The organism is Streptomyces sp. NPDC005706 (assembly GCF_040631045.1).
In the GTDB taxonomy this organism is placed as follows: Bacteria; Actinomycetota; Actinomycetes; order Streptomycetales; family Streptomycetaceae; genus Streptomyces.
On sequence record NZ_JBEXYS010000013.1, the window covers coordinates 181,601 to 200,371 of the forward strand.

The following is an 18,771-nucleotide window of genomic DNA, read 5'->3' on the forward strand; positions in this document are numbered from 1 at the left end:
GTACGACATCGTGTCAGGCAGTCACCGGACGCGGTCCGGTGCGCGCCTCGCAGTGCGGGGAGCTGTGCATCGGCATCTCGGTCAGACCCGGGTGGTAGACGTGCAGGCTCACCGCGGGCTCCAGCGCGTCGTTCACCACCTCGTGCACGTAACCCGGCGCGAACACCCGCTGGGCGCCGGCCGTCAGCGCGCGCGAGCCCCGCTCGGTGCGCTCGGTCAGCGTCCCCTCCAGGACGGTGAGGACACCGGAGGAACGGCCGTGGTCGTGCGTCCCGCTGCCCTGTCCGGGCACCCAGGACAGCAGCCAGACCTCGTAGCCGGGGCCGGTGCGGAGCCGGTGGTACCAGCGGGTGGTGGCGTCGTAGCGGACGAGGTGTGCCCACTGGGAGCGGTCGGCGGCGATGGCGCGGGCGAGGCCCACGAACTCGGCGACCGTGGCGGGGTGCTCACGCGGCGGCTGGAGCAGGTGCGGGACTTCGAGGATGTCGCCGGCGATCTGGAGGTCGTTGTCGCTGTTCATCGGGTGAGGGGGTTCCTCGGCGGAGAGTGGGGGCTGGGTGTCGCTCTGCGTCCGCCCGGGTCACGGGCGAGGAGAGGGGTCCCGGATGAGGGTCAGGGACGGGGAAACGCGGCCGAGCCGGGATGGACTCGGGAGCAGCCGGAGCGCGATGGGCTCAACAGCTGGGACAGCAACAACAGCTACAGCGCGCGCGTGCGGCACCGAGGGACCCGGCGGTGCGGGTCGAGACGGGTGCCAAGTTCGCGAACATGCCCACTAGGACACCGGCTCACACCCGGACTGTCAACTCGACGCCCGGAAAGTGCGACATGGTTCACCTCATCCGGTTCATCTGTCAGGTGAAAGGTTTGTTCACCCGGATCCCGGGACACATGGCGCACAACCGAGCGCTCGAGCCTCGCCGGAACGAGATCGAACGCAGGGGCGTCCTTCTTCGTACAGGGAACTGTGCGGGGTCCGCCGCTCCTTCGGGCCTCTTCTGTGTGTCATGGTTTATGACGATTTGAACACTTTCCGCATGGCCTTGGTTCCGCAGAGTGAATAACGGGCTCAATAGCAGATCTCGGCTTGACTCGCCCGGAGCAGCACACTTGTAATTTCACTCGTGTCGTTCAGCCGAAATCGGTAGCGGCTACGCACGGGGACGTGAAGACAGACGAGGGGCGCACATGACCGAGCTGGTGCAGCAACTGCTGGTCGACGACGCGGACGAGGAACTCGGCTGGCAGGAGCGCGCACTGTGCGCCCAGACCGACCCCGAGTCCTTCTTCCCTGAGAAGGGCGGCTCGACCAGAGAGGCGAAGAAGGTCTGCCTCGCCTGCGAGGTGCGCTCCGAGTGCCTCGAGTACGCCCTCGCCAACGACGAGCGCTTCGGCATCTGGGGCGGTCTGTCCGAGCGTGAGCGCCGCCGGCTGAAGAAGGCCGCCGTCTGACCGGCGCCCCGGTCACGTTCCGGCCGCCGCGCCGCCGAGCGGCCGGACGGCACCCCCGCACATGTCGCGAACGGCCCGTCGCCCGTGGGTTATCCACAGGCGGCGGGCTCTCGTCATGGTCAGCCGATAGTGTGGTCGCTCGTCCGAGACGCCCCGCTGTCCCCTCGGGGCACAGGCGTCCACCGCAGTCCATCGAACCGGGGCCCGTACCTCGATGTCCGTGCACAGCCAAACGGCAGCTCAAGACCCGGCTGCCCACCCTGAGTTTCCGCGTCATGTGGTGACCGCGGTCCTCGTCTCCCACGACGGCGCCCGCTGGCTGCCCGACGCGCTGGCCGGGCTGCTCGGCCAGGAGCGCCCCGTACAGAACGCGGTGGCGGCCGACACCGGCAGCGCGGACGACTCCGCCCAGCTGGTCACCGAGGCGCTCGGCGACGACCGTGTGCTGCACCTGGCCCGGCGCACCGGCTTCGGCCAGGCGGTGGAGGAGGCGAGCCGCATCGCCCCCCTCCTCACCCCCGACGAGCTGCCCTACCTCAGGCGCCCCAGCGGCTGGGACCCGGCCACGCGCTCGTGGCGCGACGACGCCTACGACCTGCCGGAGCTGCCGCACGGCGAGCCCGTCCAGTGGCTCTGGCTGCTGCACGACGACTGCGCCCCCGAACCCGACGCCCTCGCCCAGCTGCTCCGGGTCGTCGACAACGAACTCGAACTCGGCCGCGACGACGTGGCGATCGTCGGCCCCAAGCTGCGCGGCTGGTACGACCGCAGGCAACTGCTGGAGGTCGGCGTCTCCATCGCCAACTCCGGCCGCCGCTGGACCGGCCTGGACCGCCGGGAACAGGACCAGGGCCAGCACGACCACGTCCGCACCGTGCTGTCCGTCTCCACCGCCGGCATGCTGATCCGCCGCGACGTCTTCGAACAGCTCGGCGGATTCGACCGCCGGCTGCCCCTGATGCGCGACGACGTCGACCTGTGCTGGCGGGCCCACACGGCCGGCCACCGGGTCCTCGTCGCCCCCGAGGCGGTCGTACGACACGCCGAGGCGGCCTCCCGCGAGCGCCGCACCGTCGACTGCGTGGGCCGCACCGCCGCCTCCCCGCACAAGGTCGACAAGGCCGGCGCCATCTACACCCTGCTCGTCAACACCCGCACGGCCGCGCTGCCCTGGGTGCTGCTGCGGCTCGTCCTCGGCACCCTGCTGAGGACCGTCGCCTACCTCGTCGGAAAGGTCCCCGGACAGGCCGTCGACGAGATCCGCGGTCTGCTGGGAACCCTGCTGCGGCCCGAGCGGATCCTCGCCGGCCGCCGCCGCCGCGGCGGCCCCTCCCAGATCGACAAGACCGAGCTGCGCCGGCTCTTCCCGCCCCCCGGCGCGACCATCCGCGCCACCGTGGAACAGGTCGCGGGCAACTTCTCCGACCGCTCCGACAGCGAGACCTCCTCGGTCGGCCGGCACGGCGGCGCCGTGGAGTCCGGACCCGGCGGCGACGACGCCGACTTCCTGGAGATCGAGCAGTTCGCCCGGCTGAAGCGGATCGCCCGCAAGCCCGGCCCGGTGCTGTTCCTGGCCCTGCTCCTGGTCTCCCTCGTCGCCTGCCGCGCCCTGCTCGGCGGCGGCGCCCTCGCGGGCGGTGCCCTGCTGCCCGCCCCGGCGAGCGCCGGCGACCTCTGGTCCCGCTACCTGGACGCCTGGCACCCGGTGGGCGCCGGCGGCACCGCCGCCGCACCGCCGTACCTCGCCATCGTCGCGACCCTCGCCTCGATCCTGTTCGGTTCCACCGGACTCGCCGTCACCGTGCTGCTGGTCTGCTCGGTTCCGCTGGCCGGCCTCACCGCCTACTTCGCCTCCCGGCCCCTCGTCACCTCACGCCTGCTGCGCGCCTGGGCCGCGATCGCCTACGCCTTCCTGCCCGCCGCCACCGGCGCCCTGGCCGGCGGCCGCATCGGCACCGCCGTCCTCGCCGTGCTGCTGCCGCTCATCGCGCGCGCGGGCATCGCCGCGAGCGGCCTCACCCATCCCTCCGGCGCGCGCGGCAGCTGGCGCGCCACCTGGGCGTACGCGCTGCTGCTGACCATCACCATCGCGTTCACCCCGATCGTCTGGCCCCTCGCGCTGATCCTCGGCATCGGCGTGCTGGTCCTGCGTCGCGGCGACCTCGTCGCGCACGGCCTGCGCTTCCTCGCCCAGCTCGGCACCCCGCTGCTGGTCCTCGCCCCCTGGTCGCTGACGCTGCTCCCGACCGGCTTCTTCACGGAAGCGGGCCTGGAGTACGGCGCCTCCAGCGCCTCCGCGTTCGACCTGCTCGGCGCCGGCCCGGGCGGCCCCGGCACCGTCGACGGCCTGATGCTCATCGGCATCGCCCTCGCCGCCCTGGCCGCACTGCTGCGCTCCGAGCGCCAGTTGGGCATCCGCACCGCCTGGGCGGTCGCCCTGGTGGGCCTCGTCCTCGCCGTCCTGTCCAACCACTCCACGTGGGCCGGACCGGCCACCCTCGTCTACGGCATCGCCCTGCTGGCCGCCGCCACGCTCGGCGCCGACGGAGCACGCGCGCGCGTTGCCGAGCAGAGCTTCGGCTGGCGTCAGCCCGTCGCCGCTCTGATCGCCTTCGCCTCCGCCGCGGGCCCGCTGCTCGTCGCCGCCGGCTGGATGATCGGCGGTGCCGACGGCCCGCTGGAGCGCCGCGACCCGGTGCAGGTCCCCGCGTTCGTCGCCGAGGACGCCACCACCCGCGACCAGGCCCGAACCCTGGTCCTGGACAGCGACTCCACCGCACTCGTGCGCTACAGCCTGGTCCGCGGCTCCGGCGCCCGCATGGGAGACGCCGAACTCGCCGCCACCGACGGGGAGAACGCCAGGCTCAACAAGGTCGTCGCCAACCTGGTCGCCGGCTCCGGCGCCGACCAGGCGGGCCAGCTCGGCGGCTTCGCCGTGCGCTACGTCCTCGTCCACAAGGGCGCACCCCGCGAGATCGCCCGCGTCCTGGACGCCACGCCCGGCCTGAGCCGGCTCAGCCAGCAGGACGGCAGCGCCCTGTGGCGCGTCGACCAGCAGGTCTCCCGCGCCACCATCGTGCCCGCGGGCGGCACCGGCACCGCCCGGTCCGTCGCCTCCGGTCCCGTGGAGATCCACACCACCGTCCCCTCCGGCTCCGACGGCCGTGTCCTGCGCCTGGCCGACGCCGCCTCCGACGGCTGGACGGCCACCCTGGACGGCAAGCCGCTCACCCGCACCACGGTCGACGGCTGGGCGCAGGGCTTCCAACTGCCCGCCACCGGCGGTCGGCTGGACGTCGTGCACGACGACCCGGTCACCCACACCGCCTGGCTCTGGGCCCAGGGCGCGCTCGCCCTCGTCCTGGTCGTCCTCGCCCTGCCCGGCCGCCGCCGCGAAATCGACGACGACCTGCCCGAGGAGCAGCCGCTGCCCGCCCAGGCCACCGCCGGAGAGGGCCGCCGCGCCCGCCGGCTGCGCGCCCAGGCAGAGGAGGCCGCCGTACCGGAGCAGCCCGCGCCCGACGACATACCGTCACCTCCGCAAGAGGCTCCGGCGGCCGTCCCCCAGCAGCCGGCGTACGACGAGTGGGACTACGCGGGCAGCGACTACACCGGTTACGGCACCGGCCAGTACCAGGACGCAGGGCAGTACCCCGCCGACGCCTACGACCAGCAGGCGTACCAGCCCGACCCCTACCCGAACGGCCAGTACGACCCCTACGCCTACGGCGGCACGGCCGACCAGCAGGCCTACGACCAGCAGGCGTACCAGCAGGGTTACGACCCGGCCCAGCAGCAGTACGGCACCGGCAGCGAGCGCCCCGACGGGAGCCAGCAGTGAACCGCACCACCCTGTCCCTGATCGCCTGCACGACCGCGCTGGCCGCCGTCACCGCCTTCGCCGCGCTCGACACCCCGTCAGCGTCCGGCGCGGCCCCGGCCAAGGCCGCCGCCGAACTGCCCGTGGAGCGCACCAGCCTGCTGTGCCCCGCGCCGAGCTCCTCCGACATCGCCGACACCTCGTACACGTCGTACACGCCCGTCACGAAGGGCACGGCGAGCGGCGGCAAGGCCCGACTCCAGGCGGCCACGGAACAGTCGGCGGACGGCACGAGCGGATCCAAGAAGGGCGCGGACGCCGAGAAGAAGCCCGCCAAGCCGCTCCTCACGCCGAAGAACCCCGGCACCCCGGCCACCGGCGACACCTCCGGCGCCGACACCCCGGCACAGGTCGGCACCGCCGACGGCAAGTACGCGCCCGGCTGGACCGTGCAGGAGACCACCGAGGTCGTGGCGGGCACGGGCCGCGGACTGCAGGGCGTCAACTGCACGGCTCCGGACACCGAGTTCTGGTTCCCGGGCGCCGGCACGGCCGCCGACCGCACCGACTACGTGCACCTCACCAACCCCGAGGACTCGGCCGCCGTCGTCGACATCGAGCTGTACGGCAAGGGCGGCGCGATCAAGTCCTCGGTCACGGACGGCTTCACCGTCCCGCCGCACGGGAGCGAGCCGATCCTGCTCTCCACGCTCACCGACGAACGGCAGACCGATCTGACCGTGCACGTCAGTGTGCGCAGCGGCCGGGTGGGCGCGGCGGTACAGGCCCTGGACGACAAGGTGGGCGGCGACTGGCTGGCCGCGGCGGACGATCCGTCCGGCAGCCTGGTCCTGCCCGGCATCCCCAAGGACGCCACCGACGTCCGGCTGATCGCCTTCACCCCCGGCGACACCGACGCCGACCTCAAGGTCCGCCTGGCCTCGCCCGACGGTCTGATCACCCCGGCCGGGAACGAGACGCTGCACGTCAAGGCCGGGATGACGACCGCGGCCGACCTCGGCGACGTCACCCGCGGCGAGGCAGGCTCCCTGGTGCTCACGCCCACCGACCAGTCCGTACCCGTGGTGGCGGCCCTGCGGGTGGTCCGGGGCAAGGGAGCCAAGCAGGAGACGGCCTTCATCCCCGCCACGGCTCCCGTCGGCAAGCGGGCGACCTCGGCCGACAACCGCGGCAAGACCTCGACCCTCTCCCTGACCGCGCCCACGGCCACCACCACGGTCAAGGTCACCGCCTCGGCGGGCAGTGAGGGCGGCACCCCGGTCACGAAGACGTTCACGATCAAGTCCGGCACCACGCAGGACATCCCGGCCCTCGTCCCGTCCGGTCTGAAGGGCACCTACGCCCTGACGGTGGAACCCGTCTCCGGAGGCCCCCTCTACGCCGCCCGCACCCTCACATCGACAGCGGCCGGCGTCCCCGCCTTCACCATCCAGACCCTCCCCACCGACCGAGGCCTGGTCTCGGTCCCCCAAACAGAAGAGGACCTGTCCCTCCTACAGAAGTAACCCACTGCACGCCTCCCGGCCCGCCCCCGGCACCGGGCCCGCCATGGCGATGGGGGTCCCCCCGCTCGAGCGAAGCCGAGAGTGGGGGAGGCACCCCGCAGGCGCGGGCAAGCGAAGCACCGCGACGCTCACCGAGCCACGGGGAACCAGGCGCCCCCGGCCCAGTCCATCCGGCTCGGGGCGCCCCGCCTAATCCTCCCCGTACCGAGGATCAACAGTCTCCGGAGTCAACCCCAGCAACTCCGCCACCTGCTCCACCACAACCTCATGCACCAGCGCGGCCCGCTCGTCCCGCCCCTTGGTACGGATCTCCACCGGCCGCCGGTACACCACGACCCGAGCCCGCCGGCCCTCCCGCGCGGGAATGATCCCGCCCAACGGCACAGCCTCGTCCTCCCAGGCGTCCGTGCCCCGCCCTTCCAGCCGAGGCACCTCGAGCACCAGGAAGTCCATGTCCGCCAACTGCGGCCACCGCCGCTCGAGACGTTCCACGGAGTCCTGCACCAGATCCGCGAACACCTCGGCCCTGCTGGCCGCCAGCGGCACCTGCGGCGGCGCGATCGGCCCACGCATGCCCCGTCCGTGACGATCACGGCGACGGGGCCCGGGGCCGGTGGCGCGGGGCGGTACACGGTTGTCCATCACCGCAGAAGCCTAGTCCCCGCACGCTCCGCCCGCCCGACCCCACGCGGCAACCGGCCACCGGCACTCCGAGTCCCCGGGCACGGCGCGACACGTGTCACAGGCCATGTCAGAGGTTGACCATTCCAGCCAAGGTCTGGCTCGTTTCGATAACCATCCAAGACCGGTCGAGTCAAGGCAATTGACGGTGTTTGTGCCGCCTCGTGACCGAGCGCCTTCCCGCCCGGGACCCCGCCCGTCCCTGTCCCCGCAGGTCAGCAAGGCCCGTTGAGAGGTGCCTGTGGGGCGTCTCACAGTCCGACACGGTGGCGTGACCTGGAGGAGAGTCGTCGCGGCCCGCTCAAGAGTGCGGTACCGTCCATCGTCGTGAGCCCTGTACGTCGCTGTTCGCGCACCGCCTGCGGCCGACCCGCCGTCGCGACGCTGACGTACGTCTACGCCGACTCGACCGCGGTCCTCGGCCCGCTCGCCACCTACGCCGAACCCCACTGCTACGACCTGTGCGCCGAGCACTCCGAGCGCCTCACCGCGCCCCGCGGCTGGGAGGTCGTCCGTCTCCTCGACGGCTCCGCGCCCGCGCGGCCCAGCGGGGACGACCTCGAAGCCCTCGCCAACGCCGTGCGCGAGGCGGCCCGCCCCCAGCAGCGGGCGGCCGAGGCGGGCGGCGGCGGGGCCCGTACCCCGGACCCCATGGAAGTCGCCCGCCGCGGGCATCTGCGCATCCTGCGCTCACCGGACAACTGAGTCCGCATCCCGCGGAGAACCGATCCCGCACCCACCCGGACGGCCCGCGAGTCCACTTGCTCGCCCCTTGCCGTCCACTTGCCCGTCCGCATGTCCGTCCGCATGTCCGTCCGCATGTCCGTCCGCTGGGTGTCCGCACACCTGCCTCTCACCCCCGACGGGTAGTTTGTGGGCACCCATAGGACTTCAGGAGGGTTGGCCGTGGCTGCTGATCTGTCGCAGATCGTGAAGGCGTACGACGTACGCGGAGTGGTCCCGGACCAGTGGGACGAGCCGCTGGCCGCCCTCTTCGGCGCCGCCTTCGCCGAGGTGACGGAAGCGACGGCCATCGTCGTCGGTCACGACATGCGCCCCTCGTCCCCCGGCCTGTCCCGCGCCTTCGCGCGCGGCGCCGCCGAACGCGGGGTGGACGTCACCGAGATCGGCCTGTGCTCGACGGACCAGCTGTACTACGCCTCGGGCGCGCTGAACCTCCCGGGCGCGATGTTCACGGCCTCCCACAACCCGGCGCAGTACAACGGCATCAAGATGTGCCGCGCGGGCGCCGCACCGGTCGGTCAGGACACGGGCCTGACGCAGATCCGCGAACTCGTCGAGCGGTGGCTGGAGTCGGGCGCTCCGGAGCCGGCCGCCGAGCCGGGAACCCTCACCACGCGCGAGACGTTGGAGGATTACGCGGCCCACCTCCGCTCCCTCGTCGACCTCAGCGCCGTCCGCCCCCTGAAGGTCGTCGTCGACGCCGGCAACGGCATGGGCGGCCACACGGTCCCCACGGTCTTCGCCGGCCTGCCCCTGACCCTCGTGCCGATGTACTTCGAACTGGACGGCACCTTCCCGAACCACGAGGCCAACCCCCTCGACCCGGCCAACATCGTGGACCTGCGGAAGCGGGTCCCGGCGGAGGGCGCCGACCTGGGCATCGCCTTCGACGGCGACGCCGACCGCTGCTTCGTCGTGGACGAGAACGGCGACCCCGTCTCCCCGTCCGCGATCACCGCGCTGGTCGCGGCGCGCGAACTGGCCCGCACCGGCGGCAAGGGCACCGTCATCCACAACCTGATCACGTCCCGCACCGTCCCGGAGGTGGTGAAGGAGAACGGCGGCACCCCGGTCCGCACCCGCGTCGGGCACTCCTTCATCAAGGCCGAGATGGCCCGCTCCGGCGCGATCTTCGGCGGCGAGCACTCCGCCCACTACTACTTCAAGGACTTCTGGAACGCCGACACGGGCATGCTGGCCGCTCTCCACGTCCTCGCGGCCCTCGGGGGGCAGGACGGCCCCCTGTCCGCCCTGACCGCCCAGTACGACCGCTACGCGGGCTCCGGCGAGATCAACTCCACCGTCGCCGACCAGGCCGCCCGCCTCGCCGCGATCCGCGCCGCCTACGAGGGCCGCCCGGGCATCACCCTCGACGACCTCGACGGCCTCACGGTCTCCGCCGCCGACTGGTGGTTCAACGTCCGCCCGTCCAACACCGAGCCGCTGCTGCGCCTGAACGCGGAGGCCAAGGACGAGGCGACGATGACCAGGATCCGCGACGAGGCCCTGTCGATCATCAGGGCCTGAGCCGCCCGCCCGCCCCGCACCGGGGCGGGCAAACCGAGGCCCAGCGGGCAGCGCGCCTCCGGCCGCACCCGCAGGCCCGGCCCGACCCCGCCACCAGCGGTACGCTGACCAGCACATCGGCAACAGAACTTTCGCCCCGAAGGGACACCCTCATGCCGCTCGAAGCCGGCCTTCTGGAGATCCTCGCCTGCCCCGCCTGTCACGCCCCCCTCAAGGAGCAGGACACCGAGCTGATCTGCACCGGTCAGGACTGCGGCCTGGCATACCCGGTCCGCGACGGCATCCCGGTCCTGCTCGTCGACGAGGCCCGCCGCCCCGCGTAACCCGAGGCGCTCCCCGCCCCGCGTGCACCGCGGCGTCACCGCCGCGCACCGACGAGGCGCCCACCCCCGCGTTCGAACCCCGCACAGGACCCCGGCGATCGGAGACTGCTGCCCATGCTCGACGAATCGCTGCTCGACAGCCCGGACGGTCTCGCCGACGCCGACAACCGCGGCCTCCTCCGCGGTGCGGCGGAGGCCGGCGCCCGCGTACGCACCGCCGTCCGGCACGCCGCCGAGGCCGGTGTGGCCGAGCTCAAGCCCGACGGCCGCCCCCGCGCCGTACTGATCGCGGGCCCCGGAGCCGCCGCCACCCACACCGCCGACCTGCTCGGCACCCTGGCCGGCCCCGGCAGCCCCGTCATCCGGCTGGCCCCCACCGGCGTCGCCCCCGCCGCCGGCGCCCTGCGCTGGGAGATCCCGGGCTGGGTCGGCTCCGTCGACCTGCTGCTCATCGCCACCCCGGACGGCACCGAACCCAGCCTCTCCCTGCTCGCCGAGCAGGCCTACCGCCGAGGCTGCTCGGTGGTCGCCGTCGCCCCGGCCCACACCCCGCTCGCCGAGGCGATCGCCGGGGCACACGGAATGTTCGTACCGATGGCGACGGCGCCCTACGACCACGAAGAACCCCTCGCCGCGTCCTCCCCTGGCGTCTTCTGGGCCATGTTCACCCCGCTGCTCGCGCTGCTGGACCGCATCGGTCTGCTGAGCGCGGCGCCGGACGCCCTGGAGAAGGTCGCCGACCGCCTGGACCACATCGCCGAGCGCTGCGGCCCGGCCATCGCGGCCTACAGCAACCCGGCCAAGACCCTCGCCGCCGAACTCGCCGACGCGCTGCCCGTCGTGTGGACGGAGGGCCCCGGGACCGGCCCCGCCGGCCGCCGGTTCGCCGCCGCCCTCGCCGAACTCGCCGGCCGCCCCGCCCTTGTCGCCGAACTCCCCGAGGCGCTCGCCGCGCACAGCGCCCTGCTGGCCGGCTCGCTCGCGGCCAGCGCCGACCCGGACGATTTCTTCCGCGACCGTGTGGAGGAGCCGCCCGCGATGCACGCGCGCGTGGTGCTGCTGCGCGACCGCCCGATCGGCGGCCTCACCGCCGCCCCGGCCGCACGCGACCTGGCGCTCAGCCACGACACGCCGATCAGCGAACTCGAACCGGAGGAGGGCGACGAACTGGAGACCCTCGCGGAACTGATCGCCGTCACGGATTTCGCCGCCGTTTACCTGGCGCTCGCTTCCGGGGCCTGATCTTGCTCAGGGCGTCGCACCCGGGCCCGCCCGGGCCGACCGGCCCGCGCCCCACCACCGGAACACCGACCGGCACCGGCACACCACCCGGCGCCGGCGCCGGCCGAGCAGCGTACGTACGGAGACAGAGAAACCACATGGACCGCCTCGACAACACCGTCCGCCCCTACGCCTGGGGTTCCACCACCGCCATCCCGCACCTCCTGGGCGTCGAGCCGAGCGGCGAACCGCAGGCGGAGATGTGGATGGGCGCCCACCCGGGCGCTCCCTCACGCACCGCGCGCGGGACGCTCGTCGAGGTGATCGACGCCGGACCCGAGCGCGAACTGGGCGCCGCGGCGGTCGCGAAGTTCGGCCCGCGGCTGCCGTTCCTGCTCAAGATCCTCGCCGCCGGCGCGCCCCTCTCCCTCCAGGTGCATCCCGACCTGGAGCAGGCCAGGGAGGGCTTCGCCGACGAGGAGCGGCGCGGCGTCCCCCTCGACGCCCCGCACCGCAACTACAAGGACGCCAACCACAAGCCCGAACTGCTCTGCGCGGTCACCGAGTTCGACGGCCTGTGCGGGTTCCGTGACCCGGCCGAGGCGGCCGGCCTGCTCGAAGGGCTCGGCGTCGATTCCCTGAAGCCGTACGCCGACCTGCTGCGCGCGCACCCCGAGGACGCGGCCCTGCGGGAGGTCCTCACCGCCGTCCTCAGCGCCGATCCGCGGGAAATGGCGCACACGGTCGCCGAGGCCACCGCCGCCTGCACCCGCCTCGGCGGCGACTACGCCCCCTACGCCGGCCTCGCCCATCACTACCCGGGCGACCCCGGAGTCATCGCGGCCATGCTCCTCAACCACGTCCGCCTGCAGCCCGGCGAGGCGCTGTTCCTCGGCGCCGGCATACCGCACGCCTACCTCGACGGCCTCGGCGTCGAGATCATGGCCAACTCCGACAACGTCCTGCGCTGCGGCCTGACCCCCAAGCACGTCGACGTCCCCGAACTGCTGCGCGTCGTCCGCTTCGAGGCGGGCGACCCGGGTGTGCTGCGCCCCGAGGCCTCCCCGGACGGCGAGGAGGTCTACGCGACCCCGATCGACGAGTTCCGGCTCTCCCGGTACGCCCTGTCCGAGGGCGGCGCCGCCCACGACCTCACCCTCGACACCCCGCAGGTCCTGCTCTGCACGGCCGGGTCCGTCCAGGCCGGTGAGCACGAGCTGGCCCCCGGACAGTCGGTCTTCGTCCCGGCGGGGGAGAAGGCCGAGGTGTCCGGAGCGGGCACGGTCTTCCGCGCCACTGTGATCGTATGACCGGGACTGTGGACACCTGAAGCGCCGCCACCCGGACGGGCTGCAACAATGGCCCACCGGCAAAGCACGGGCAAAGTCGGGTACACGCCTGGACGGCGTAGACGGACGAGGGCGAAGGGACAACGCGGACACATGAGCGCGTCAGGCGGTACCAGGGCGATCGTGGCGGCACTCGGCGCCAATCTCGCGATCGCGGCATCGAAGTTCGTGGCGTTCGCGTTCAGCGGCTCGTCCTCGATGCTCGCCGAGGGTGTCCACTCGCTCGCCGACTCCGGCAACCAGTTCCTGCTGCTGATCGGCGGCAAGAAGGCACAGCGCGAGGCGACCCCCCAGCACCCCTTCGGCTACGGCCGCGAGCGCTACATCTACGCGTTCCTCGTCTCGATCGTCCTGTTCTCCATCGGCGGCATGTTCGCGATCTACGAGGGCTACGAGAAGATCACCCACCCGCACCAGGTCGAGCACTGGTACTGGCCGGTGGGGGTCCTGCTCTTCGCGATCATCGCCGAGGGCTTCTCCTTCCGCACGGCCATAAAGGAGTCCAACGAACTGCGCGGCAAGCTGTCCTGGTCGCAGTTCATCCGCCGCGCCAAGGCCCCCGAACTGCCCGTCGTCCTCCTCGAGGACTTCGGCGCGCTCATCGGTCTGGTCCTCGCCCTCGGCGGCGTCGGCCTGGCCCTGCTCACCGGCGACGGCGTCTGGGACGGCATCGGCACCGTCTGCATCGGCGTCCTGCTGGTCTGCATCGCCCTCGTGCTCGCCGCCGAGACCAAGTCGCTGCTGCTCGGCGAGGCCGCCGGCATCGAGGAGGTCAAGAAGGTCGAGGCCGCGATCGTCGACGGCGACACCGTCACCGGCGTCATCCACATGCGCACGCTCCACCTCGGCCCCGAGGAACTGCTGATCGCCGCCAAGATCGCCGTCCAGCACGACGACACGGCCACCGAGGTGGCCAACGCCATCAACGCGGCCGAGGCCCGCATCCGGGCCGCCGTCCCCATCGCCCGCGTGATCTACCTGGAACCCGACATCTACAGCGAGGCCGAGGCCGCCAAGGGCCCCGACCCCGAGGCGACCCCGGGCGGCCCCACCCCGCCCGCCGCCGACCACTGATTCCCGACACGGCGACCGGGGCCGCCCACAAGGGGAATGCCCCCGTTCACTCCCCGGACGGCGGGAACTCTTCGAAGACGGACTGGGGGCCTCCCCGTCTCCCGGTGTAGCTTGGGACGGAGCCAGACGTCGCTGCTGATGGCGGTCGGGCGGTCCCGCAGCGGACCGGCCGAGGGAGAGAGGGCCTCCGACGGACTGCGCTGCGCGTACGTGGGCATGCCTGTGTCCTCTTCTCGGGCACCCGTGCGTCCGCCGCCGCGCAGACCAGCCGTACCCACCTCGACCCAATCCCGAGGAGCAGCTCGCAATGACGACTGTCGACAACCGACAGGACTTCAAGGTCGCCGACCTCTCCCTGGCCGAGTTCGGCCGCAAGGAGATCACCCTCGCCGAGCACGAGATGCCGGGCCTGATGGCGATCCGCAAGGAATACGCCGAGGCCCAGCCTCTCGCCGGCGCCCGCGTCACCGGCTCCCTGCACATGACCGTGCAGACCGCCGTCCTCATCGAGACCCTGGTCGCCCTCGGCGCCCGGGTCCGCTGGGCCTCCTGCAACATCTTCTCCACCCAGGACCACGCGGCCGCCGCCATCGCCGTCGGCCCGAACGGCACGCCCGACAACCCGCAGGGCGTCCCGGTCTTCGCCTGGAAGGGCGAGACCCTGGAGGAGTACTGGTGGTGCACCGAGCAGGCGCTGACCTGGCCTGACAGCGCCACCGGCGGCCCGAACATGATCCTCGACGACGGCGGCGACGCCACCCTCCTCGTCCACAAGGGCGTCGAGTACGAGAAGGACGGCAAGGTCCCCGCCCTGGAGACCGCCGAGTCCGACGAGCACCGCGTCATCCTCCAGCTGCTGCACCGCACCCTGGGCGAGAACCCCCAGAAGTGGACCCAGCTCGCCTCGGAGATCCGCGGCGTCACCGAGGAGACCACCACCGGCGTCCACCGTCTGTACGAGATGCAGCGCGACGGCGTCCTCCTCTTCCCGGCGATCAACGTCAACGACGCCGTCACCAAGTCGAAGTTCGACAACAAGTACGGCTGCCGCCACTCCCTGGTCGACGGCATCAACCGCGCCACCGACGTCCTCATCGGCGGCAAGACCGCCGTCGTCTGCGGCTACGGCGACGTGGGCAAGGGCTGCGCGGAGTCCCTGCGCGGCCAGGGCGCCCGCGTGATCATCACCGAGATCGACCCGATCTGCGCCCTGCAGGCGGCGATGGACGGCTACCAGGTCACCACGCTGGACGAGGTCGTCGAGACCGCCGACATCTTCATCACCACCACCGGCAACAAGGACATCATCCTCGCGTCGGACATGGCGAAGATGAAGCACCAGGCGATCGTCGGCAACATCGGCCACTTCGACAACGAGATCGACATGGCCGGCCTCGCCCAGATCCCGGGCATCGTCAAGGACGAGGTCAAGCCGCAGGTCCACACCTGGAAGTTCCCCGAGGGCAAGGTCCTCATCGTGCTGTCCGAGGGCCGCCTGCTGAACCTGGGCAACGCCACCGGCCACCCGTCGTTCGTGATGTCCAACTCCTTCGCGGACCAGACCCTGGCCCAGATCGAGCTGTTCACCAAGCCCGACGAGTACCCGACCGGCGTCTACGTGCTGCCCAAGCACCTCGACGAGAAGGTCGCCCGCCTCCACCTGGACGCGCTCGGCGTGAAGCTCACCAAGCTGCGCCCCGAGCAGGCCTCGTACATCGGCGTGGAGGTCGAGGGTCCGTACAAGTCGGACCACTACCGCTACTGAGTCCGCAGTCCCGCCGCCGGGGAGCACACCGGTGCACCGCCGCGCTCCCCGGCAGCAGGTCCGCAGATCCGCAGAGGCAGGCCCCCGCACCCCCGTGCCGGGGGCCTGCCCCTTTGGCCCGGGACCGGACCAGCAGCCGTAGGCCGGACCGCCGGCCCGTCAAGACCCAGGACCCCCATGCCACGCGGCCGATATTCGCTCCACGATCCGCACGATCACACCCCCTTCGCGGAAGAACACTTCCAGTGCGCGCCCGGCCCCTCCGGCTGGCGCTACGTCTCCCAGCTGACCACCCCCGCCGGCGATCACCGCGGCTCGGTCGATCTCGCCCTGGACGACCTCGGCCGCCCCATCCGCCTCGAACTGCACACAGGTGGCTGGCAGGTGCGAGGCGCCGCCCTCGACGGCGTCACCTGGGTCCGCACCGACGCCACCGGAACTCATGCCACGGAAGGCAATGTGCGCGCCCACGCCTTCACCGGCACGTCCCCCGCGTTCCTCGTCGCCACCGCCCGTCTCCTGCGCCTCACCCCCTCCTCGGCGACCCGCGTGCGCCTCGTGGCCTTCACCGACCCGGTCCTCGCCCCCCGCACCGTGGACCAGTCCTGGACCTTGGTGAAGAGCGAAGCACACGCCACTGACAACGGCCCTCTGACCGTGGACGAATACCAGGTCACAGCCCTGGACACGGGCGAACTGCACACCGTGCACATCGCCGGAGACGTGGTCCTGTCCGCGCCGGGGATCGAGCTGGAGGACCTCCAGTCACCGCCGTCCGTATTCGGCTGAGCGGCCGCCGCCGTCTCAGGCCGGTGGCGCGAATCCGGTGGCGGGACGGTCGGCCGGCGGCTCAGCCGGGCGCACCGGGGCGGACGGCGTGGAGGGAGCCGCGGGAACCTGCGGCTGAGCGGCGGCCGGGGACTGATACGCGTACGGCGCGGGTGGCTGCGACAACGCCGGAGGGTAGCCACCGGACGCACCGCCCCCGACCGCCGAGGGCCCCACAGACTGCGCGGGCGCTCCGGGGGCAACGGGAGCGGACGAGCCCGCCGCCGCGACGGACCCGACCCCGCCGAACGCCCGCCGGGCCTCGCGCGACTGCCTCTCCTGGACCACGGCGGCCAGGAAGGCCGCCGGGTGCTCGCCGTGCGGCACAAAAGCCCCCGTGCGAGCCGCGACGTCCGCCGCAAGCCGCTGCGCCATCTCCCAGGAGACCCGGGGATCCAGCTGCTGCATCCGCGTCAGGTACTGCCGGATCGCGAGCCACAGCCCGTCCGGTACGGCCGACAGATCCAGCTCGGCGTACCGCCCCGCGAGCCACGGTGGCGGCGGAGGCACCTGACCGGTCTGCCCGGCCGGAATCCGCTCGCGCACGACCAGGGTGCCCGCGAACACGTCGCCGAGTCGCCGCCCCCGCGCCGACACCAGCGAGGCGATACAGGCCACCACCCCGAACGTCATCAGGATCTCGACCACACCTATGGCGCCCCGCACCAACGCGTGCCGGAACCGGACGGGGCCACCGTCGTCCCGCACCACACGCAGCCCGAACACCAGCTTCCCCAGCGAACGGCCGTGACTGAGCGTCTCCACCGCGATCGGCCCACCGACCAGCACCAGCAGGAAGGCGGCGATCGACAGCGCGACCTGAGCGGCCTCGTCGAGCGACGACGTCATAGCCACCAGCGCCAGAGTCACGCCCATGTACACGAGCACGGCCACGACCAGATCGAGCAGCACCGCCAACGCCCTGCTCGGGAGTTTCGCGGGCCGCAATTCGAGCGCCACCGCCTCGCCGGTCACCAGCTCACTCACGCCCGTCGTCCTTCCCCTGGCCTGCCCCGTGAACCGCAAGTCTGCCAAGCTGAGGGCGCATCGCGCCGCAGTACGACAAGCTGACGGCAACAAGAGTGCACAACGAGCAGCGGACGACCAGCCGAGGAGCAGGCAGACCCCATGGATCTGGACGTCTTCGTCTCCGCACACCGCGCCGAATGGGACCGCCTCGACGCCCTGCTCCGCCGTCGGCGCCGCCTCACCGGAACCGAGGCGGACGAGCTCGTCGCCCTCTACCAGCGCACCGCCACCCACCTCTCCCTCATTCAGTCCAGCGCGCCGGACCCTCAGCTGACGGGCCGGCTCAGCCAACTGGTGGCACGCGCGCGCAGCGCCGTGACCGGCACCCGCCGCGCCTCGTGGCGGGACGTCACGCGGTTCCTGGGCCAGGGATTCCCCGCCGCGGTCTATCGCGCGCGTCGCTGGTGGGTGCCCACCGCGCTCGTCTCCACCGCGGTCGCGATCCTTCTGGGGTGGTGGATAGGCACCCACCCGGAGGTGCAGTCCACCATCGCGGCCCCCAGCCAGCTGCGGGAGCTGACCCGCCCCGGCGGCGAGTACGAGACCTACTACTCGAGCCATCCCGCGGCGTCCTTCGCGGCCCAGGTCTGGACGAACAACGCCCAAGCGGCGGCGATGTGCCTGGTCCTGGGCATCTTCCTGGGCCTGCCCGTGCTCTTCATCCTCTTCGAGAACATGCTCAATCTGGGCGTCGGCTTCGGGCTGATGTCGTCCGCCGGCCGTCTCGACACGTTCCTCGGCCTGATCCTTCCGCACGGCCTGCTCGAACTGACCGCGGTCTTCGTCGCCGCCGGCACCGGTCTGCGCCTCGGCTGGACCCTCATCGACCCGGGGCCGCGCAGTCGCCGCGTCGCGCTCGCCGAAGAGGGCCGAGCCGCGGTCGGCATGGCCATCGGCCTCGCCCTCGTCCTCTTCGTCTCCGGCGCCATCGAAGGCTTCGTCACGCCGTCCGGCCTGCCCACCTGGGCTCGTATCGGCATCGGGATCGCGGCCGAGCTGACATTCCTGGCGTACGTCTTCGTCCTGGGCGGCCGCGCCGTGCGGGCCGGCGAGACGGGCGACATCGAGGCGGCCGAACGCAGCTCCACCGTGCCCACGGCCGCGTGATGTGCATGCACGGTCTCTGAGCTGCTAGTCTCTCCCTCGCCCCGCAAGAGCTGTTGACACGGCTGGAGTGGGGAGGTAGATTCAAACAGTTGCCTAGAACTGGACAAGTTCGGGGCCGATCGTTTAAAATCTACTTGCTTCCCAAGAGTCGCCAACGCGATCGAGAGAAGCACCCCTCCGAATTACTCAGAAATGAGCAGCCGGTCAGACCGGCCGAAAACTTCTGATAAAGTCGGAACCGCCGGAAAGGGAAACGCGAGAGCGGGAACCTGGAAAGCACCGAGGAAATCGGGTCGAGAAAAGATCTGATAGAGTCGGAAACGCA

15 protein-coding genes are annotated in these 18,771 nt (G+C 72.1%); 12 read left to right on the top strand and 3 right to left on the bottom strand.

Annotated elements, in window-relative coordinates:
- Positions 1-13 precede the first annotated feature (13 nt).
- Entirely contained in the window at positions 14-520 is a 507-nt protein-coding gene (locus ABZ478_RS22115; RefSeq protein ID WP_359552021.1) for a cysteine dioxygenase family protein, read from the bottom strand.
- 668 nt (positions 521-1,188) lie between these two features.
- Between ABZ478_RS22115 and ABZ478_RS22120 the strand changes: the two genes are divergently transcribed.
- The 3 genes from ABZ478_RS22120 (at position 1,189) to ABZ478_RS22130 (ending at position 6,798) form a co-directional block, all read left to right on the top strand.
- The gene (locus tag ABZ478_RS22120) at positions 1,189-1,452 is read left to right on the top strand and encodes a WhiB family transcriptional regulator (RefSeq protein WP_003975777.1); all 264 of its coding nucleotides are present in this window, start codon (positions 1,189-1,191) and stop codon (positions 1,450-1,452) included.
- Between the two features lie 214 nt (positions 1,453-1,666).
- Positions 1,667-5,293, top strand: coding sequence for a glycosyltransferase (locus tag ABZ478_RS22125; RefSeq protein WP_359552023.1), 3,627 nt, complete (start codon positions 1,667-1,669; stop codon positions 5,291-5,293).
- Positions 5,290-6,798: a DUF5719 family protein gene (locus ABZ478_RS22130; protein ID WP_359552025.1), complete on the top strand. Its 1,509-nt coding sequence runs from the start codon at positions 5,290-5,292 to the stop codon at positions 6,796-6,798. Before ABZ478_RS22125 ends, ABZ478_RS22130 begins: the two co-directional genes overlap by 4 nt.
- A gap of 189 nt (positions 6,799-6,987) precedes the next feature.
- Here the strand turns inward: ABZ478_RS22130 and ABZ478_RS22135 are convergent, their stop codons facing one another.
- Positions 6,988-7,371 carry a metallopeptidase family protein gene (locus ABZ478_RS22135; RefSeq protein WP_359552027.1) on the bottom strand — a complete coding sequence of 128 codons (384 nt, stop codon included), beginning with the start codon at positions 7,369-7,371 and terminating at the stop codon, positions 6,988-6,990.
- A gap of 435 nt (positions 7,372-7,806) precedes the next feature.
- On the opposite strand from ABZ478_RS22135, the gene ABZ478_RS22140 reads away from it, so the two are divergent.
- From ABZ478_RS22140 to ABZ478_RS22175, 8 genes are all read left to right on the top strand, one after another.
- Positions 7,807-8,184 (top strand): DUF3499 domain-containing protein, encoded by a 378-nt coding sequence (locus tag ABZ478_RS22140; protein ID WP_250404864.1) that lies wholly within the window; start codon positions 7,807-7,809, stop codon positions 8,182-8,184.
- Positions 8,185-8,385: 201 nt separating this feature from the next.
- Positions 8,386-9,750, top strand: coding sequence for a phosphomannomutase/phosphoglucomutase (locus ABZ478_RS22145; RefSeq protein ID WP_359552029.1), 1,365 nt, complete (start codon positions 8,386-8,388; stop codon positions 9,748-9,750).
- Between the two features lie 152 nt (positions 9,751-9,902).
- Positions 9,903-10,073, top strand: a complete 171-nt coding sequence (locus ABZ478_RS22150) for a Trm112 family protein (protein WP_007382472.1) — start codon at positions 9,903-9,905, stop codon at positions 10,071-10,073.
- Positions 10,074-10,187: 114 nt separating this feature from the next.
- Positions 10,188-11,315 (top strand): SIS domain-containing protein, encoded by a 1,128-nt coding sequence (locus tag ABZ478_RS22155; protein WP_359552031.1) that lies wholly within the window; start codon positions 10,188-10,190, stop codon positions 11,313-11,315.
- Between the two features lie 137 nt (positions 11,316-11,452).
- Positions 11,453-12,604, top strand: coding sequence for a mannose-6-phosphate isomerase, class I (gene manA, locus ABZ478_RS22160; RefSeq protein ID WP_359552032.1), 1,152 nt, complete (start codon positions 11,453-11,455; stop codon positions 12,602-12,604).
- A gap of 132 nt (positions 12,605-12,736) precedes the next feature.
- Positions 12,737-13,717 (top strand): cation diffusion facilitator family transporter, encoded by a 981-nt coding sequence (locus tag ABZ478_RS22165; protein WP_359552034.1) that lies wholly within the window; start codon positions 12,737-12,739, stop codon positions 13,715-13,717.
- Positions 13,718-14,024: 307 nt separating this feature from the next.
- Positions 14,025-15,482: an adenosylhomocysteinase gene (ahcY, locus tag ABZ478_RS22170; protein WP_359552036.1), complete on the top strand. Its 1,458-nt coding sequence runs from the start codon at positions 14,025-14,027 to the stop codon at positions 15,480-15,482.
- 177 nt (positions 15,483-15,659) lie between these two features.
- The gene (locus ABZ478_RS22175; protein WP_359552038.1) at positions 15,660-16,271 is read left to right on the top strand and encodes a hypothetical protein; all 612 of its coding nucleotides are present in this window, start codon (positions 15,660-15,662) and stop codon (positions 16,269-16,271) included.
- A gap of 15 nt (positions 16,272-16,286) precedes the next feature.
- Here ABZ478_RS22175 and ABZ478_RS22180 read toward each other — a convergent pair whose 3' ends face one another.
- Positions 16,287-17,297, bottom strand: a complete 1,011-nt coding sequence (locus ABZ478_RS22180; RefSeq protein ID WP_359552039.1) for an RDD family protein — start codon at positions 17,295-17,297, stop codon at positions 16,287-16,289.
- A 141-nt stretch (positions 17,298-17,438) separates the two neighbouring features.
- Between ABZ478_RS22180 and ABZ478_RS22185 the strand changes: the two genes are divergently transcribed.
- A complete protein-coding gene (locus ABZ478_RS22185; protein WP_359552041.1) occupies positions 17,439-18,446 on the top strand; it encodes a stage II sporulation protein M in 1,008 nt (335 codons plus the stop codon).
- Positions 18,447-18,771 lie beyond the last annotated feature (325 nt).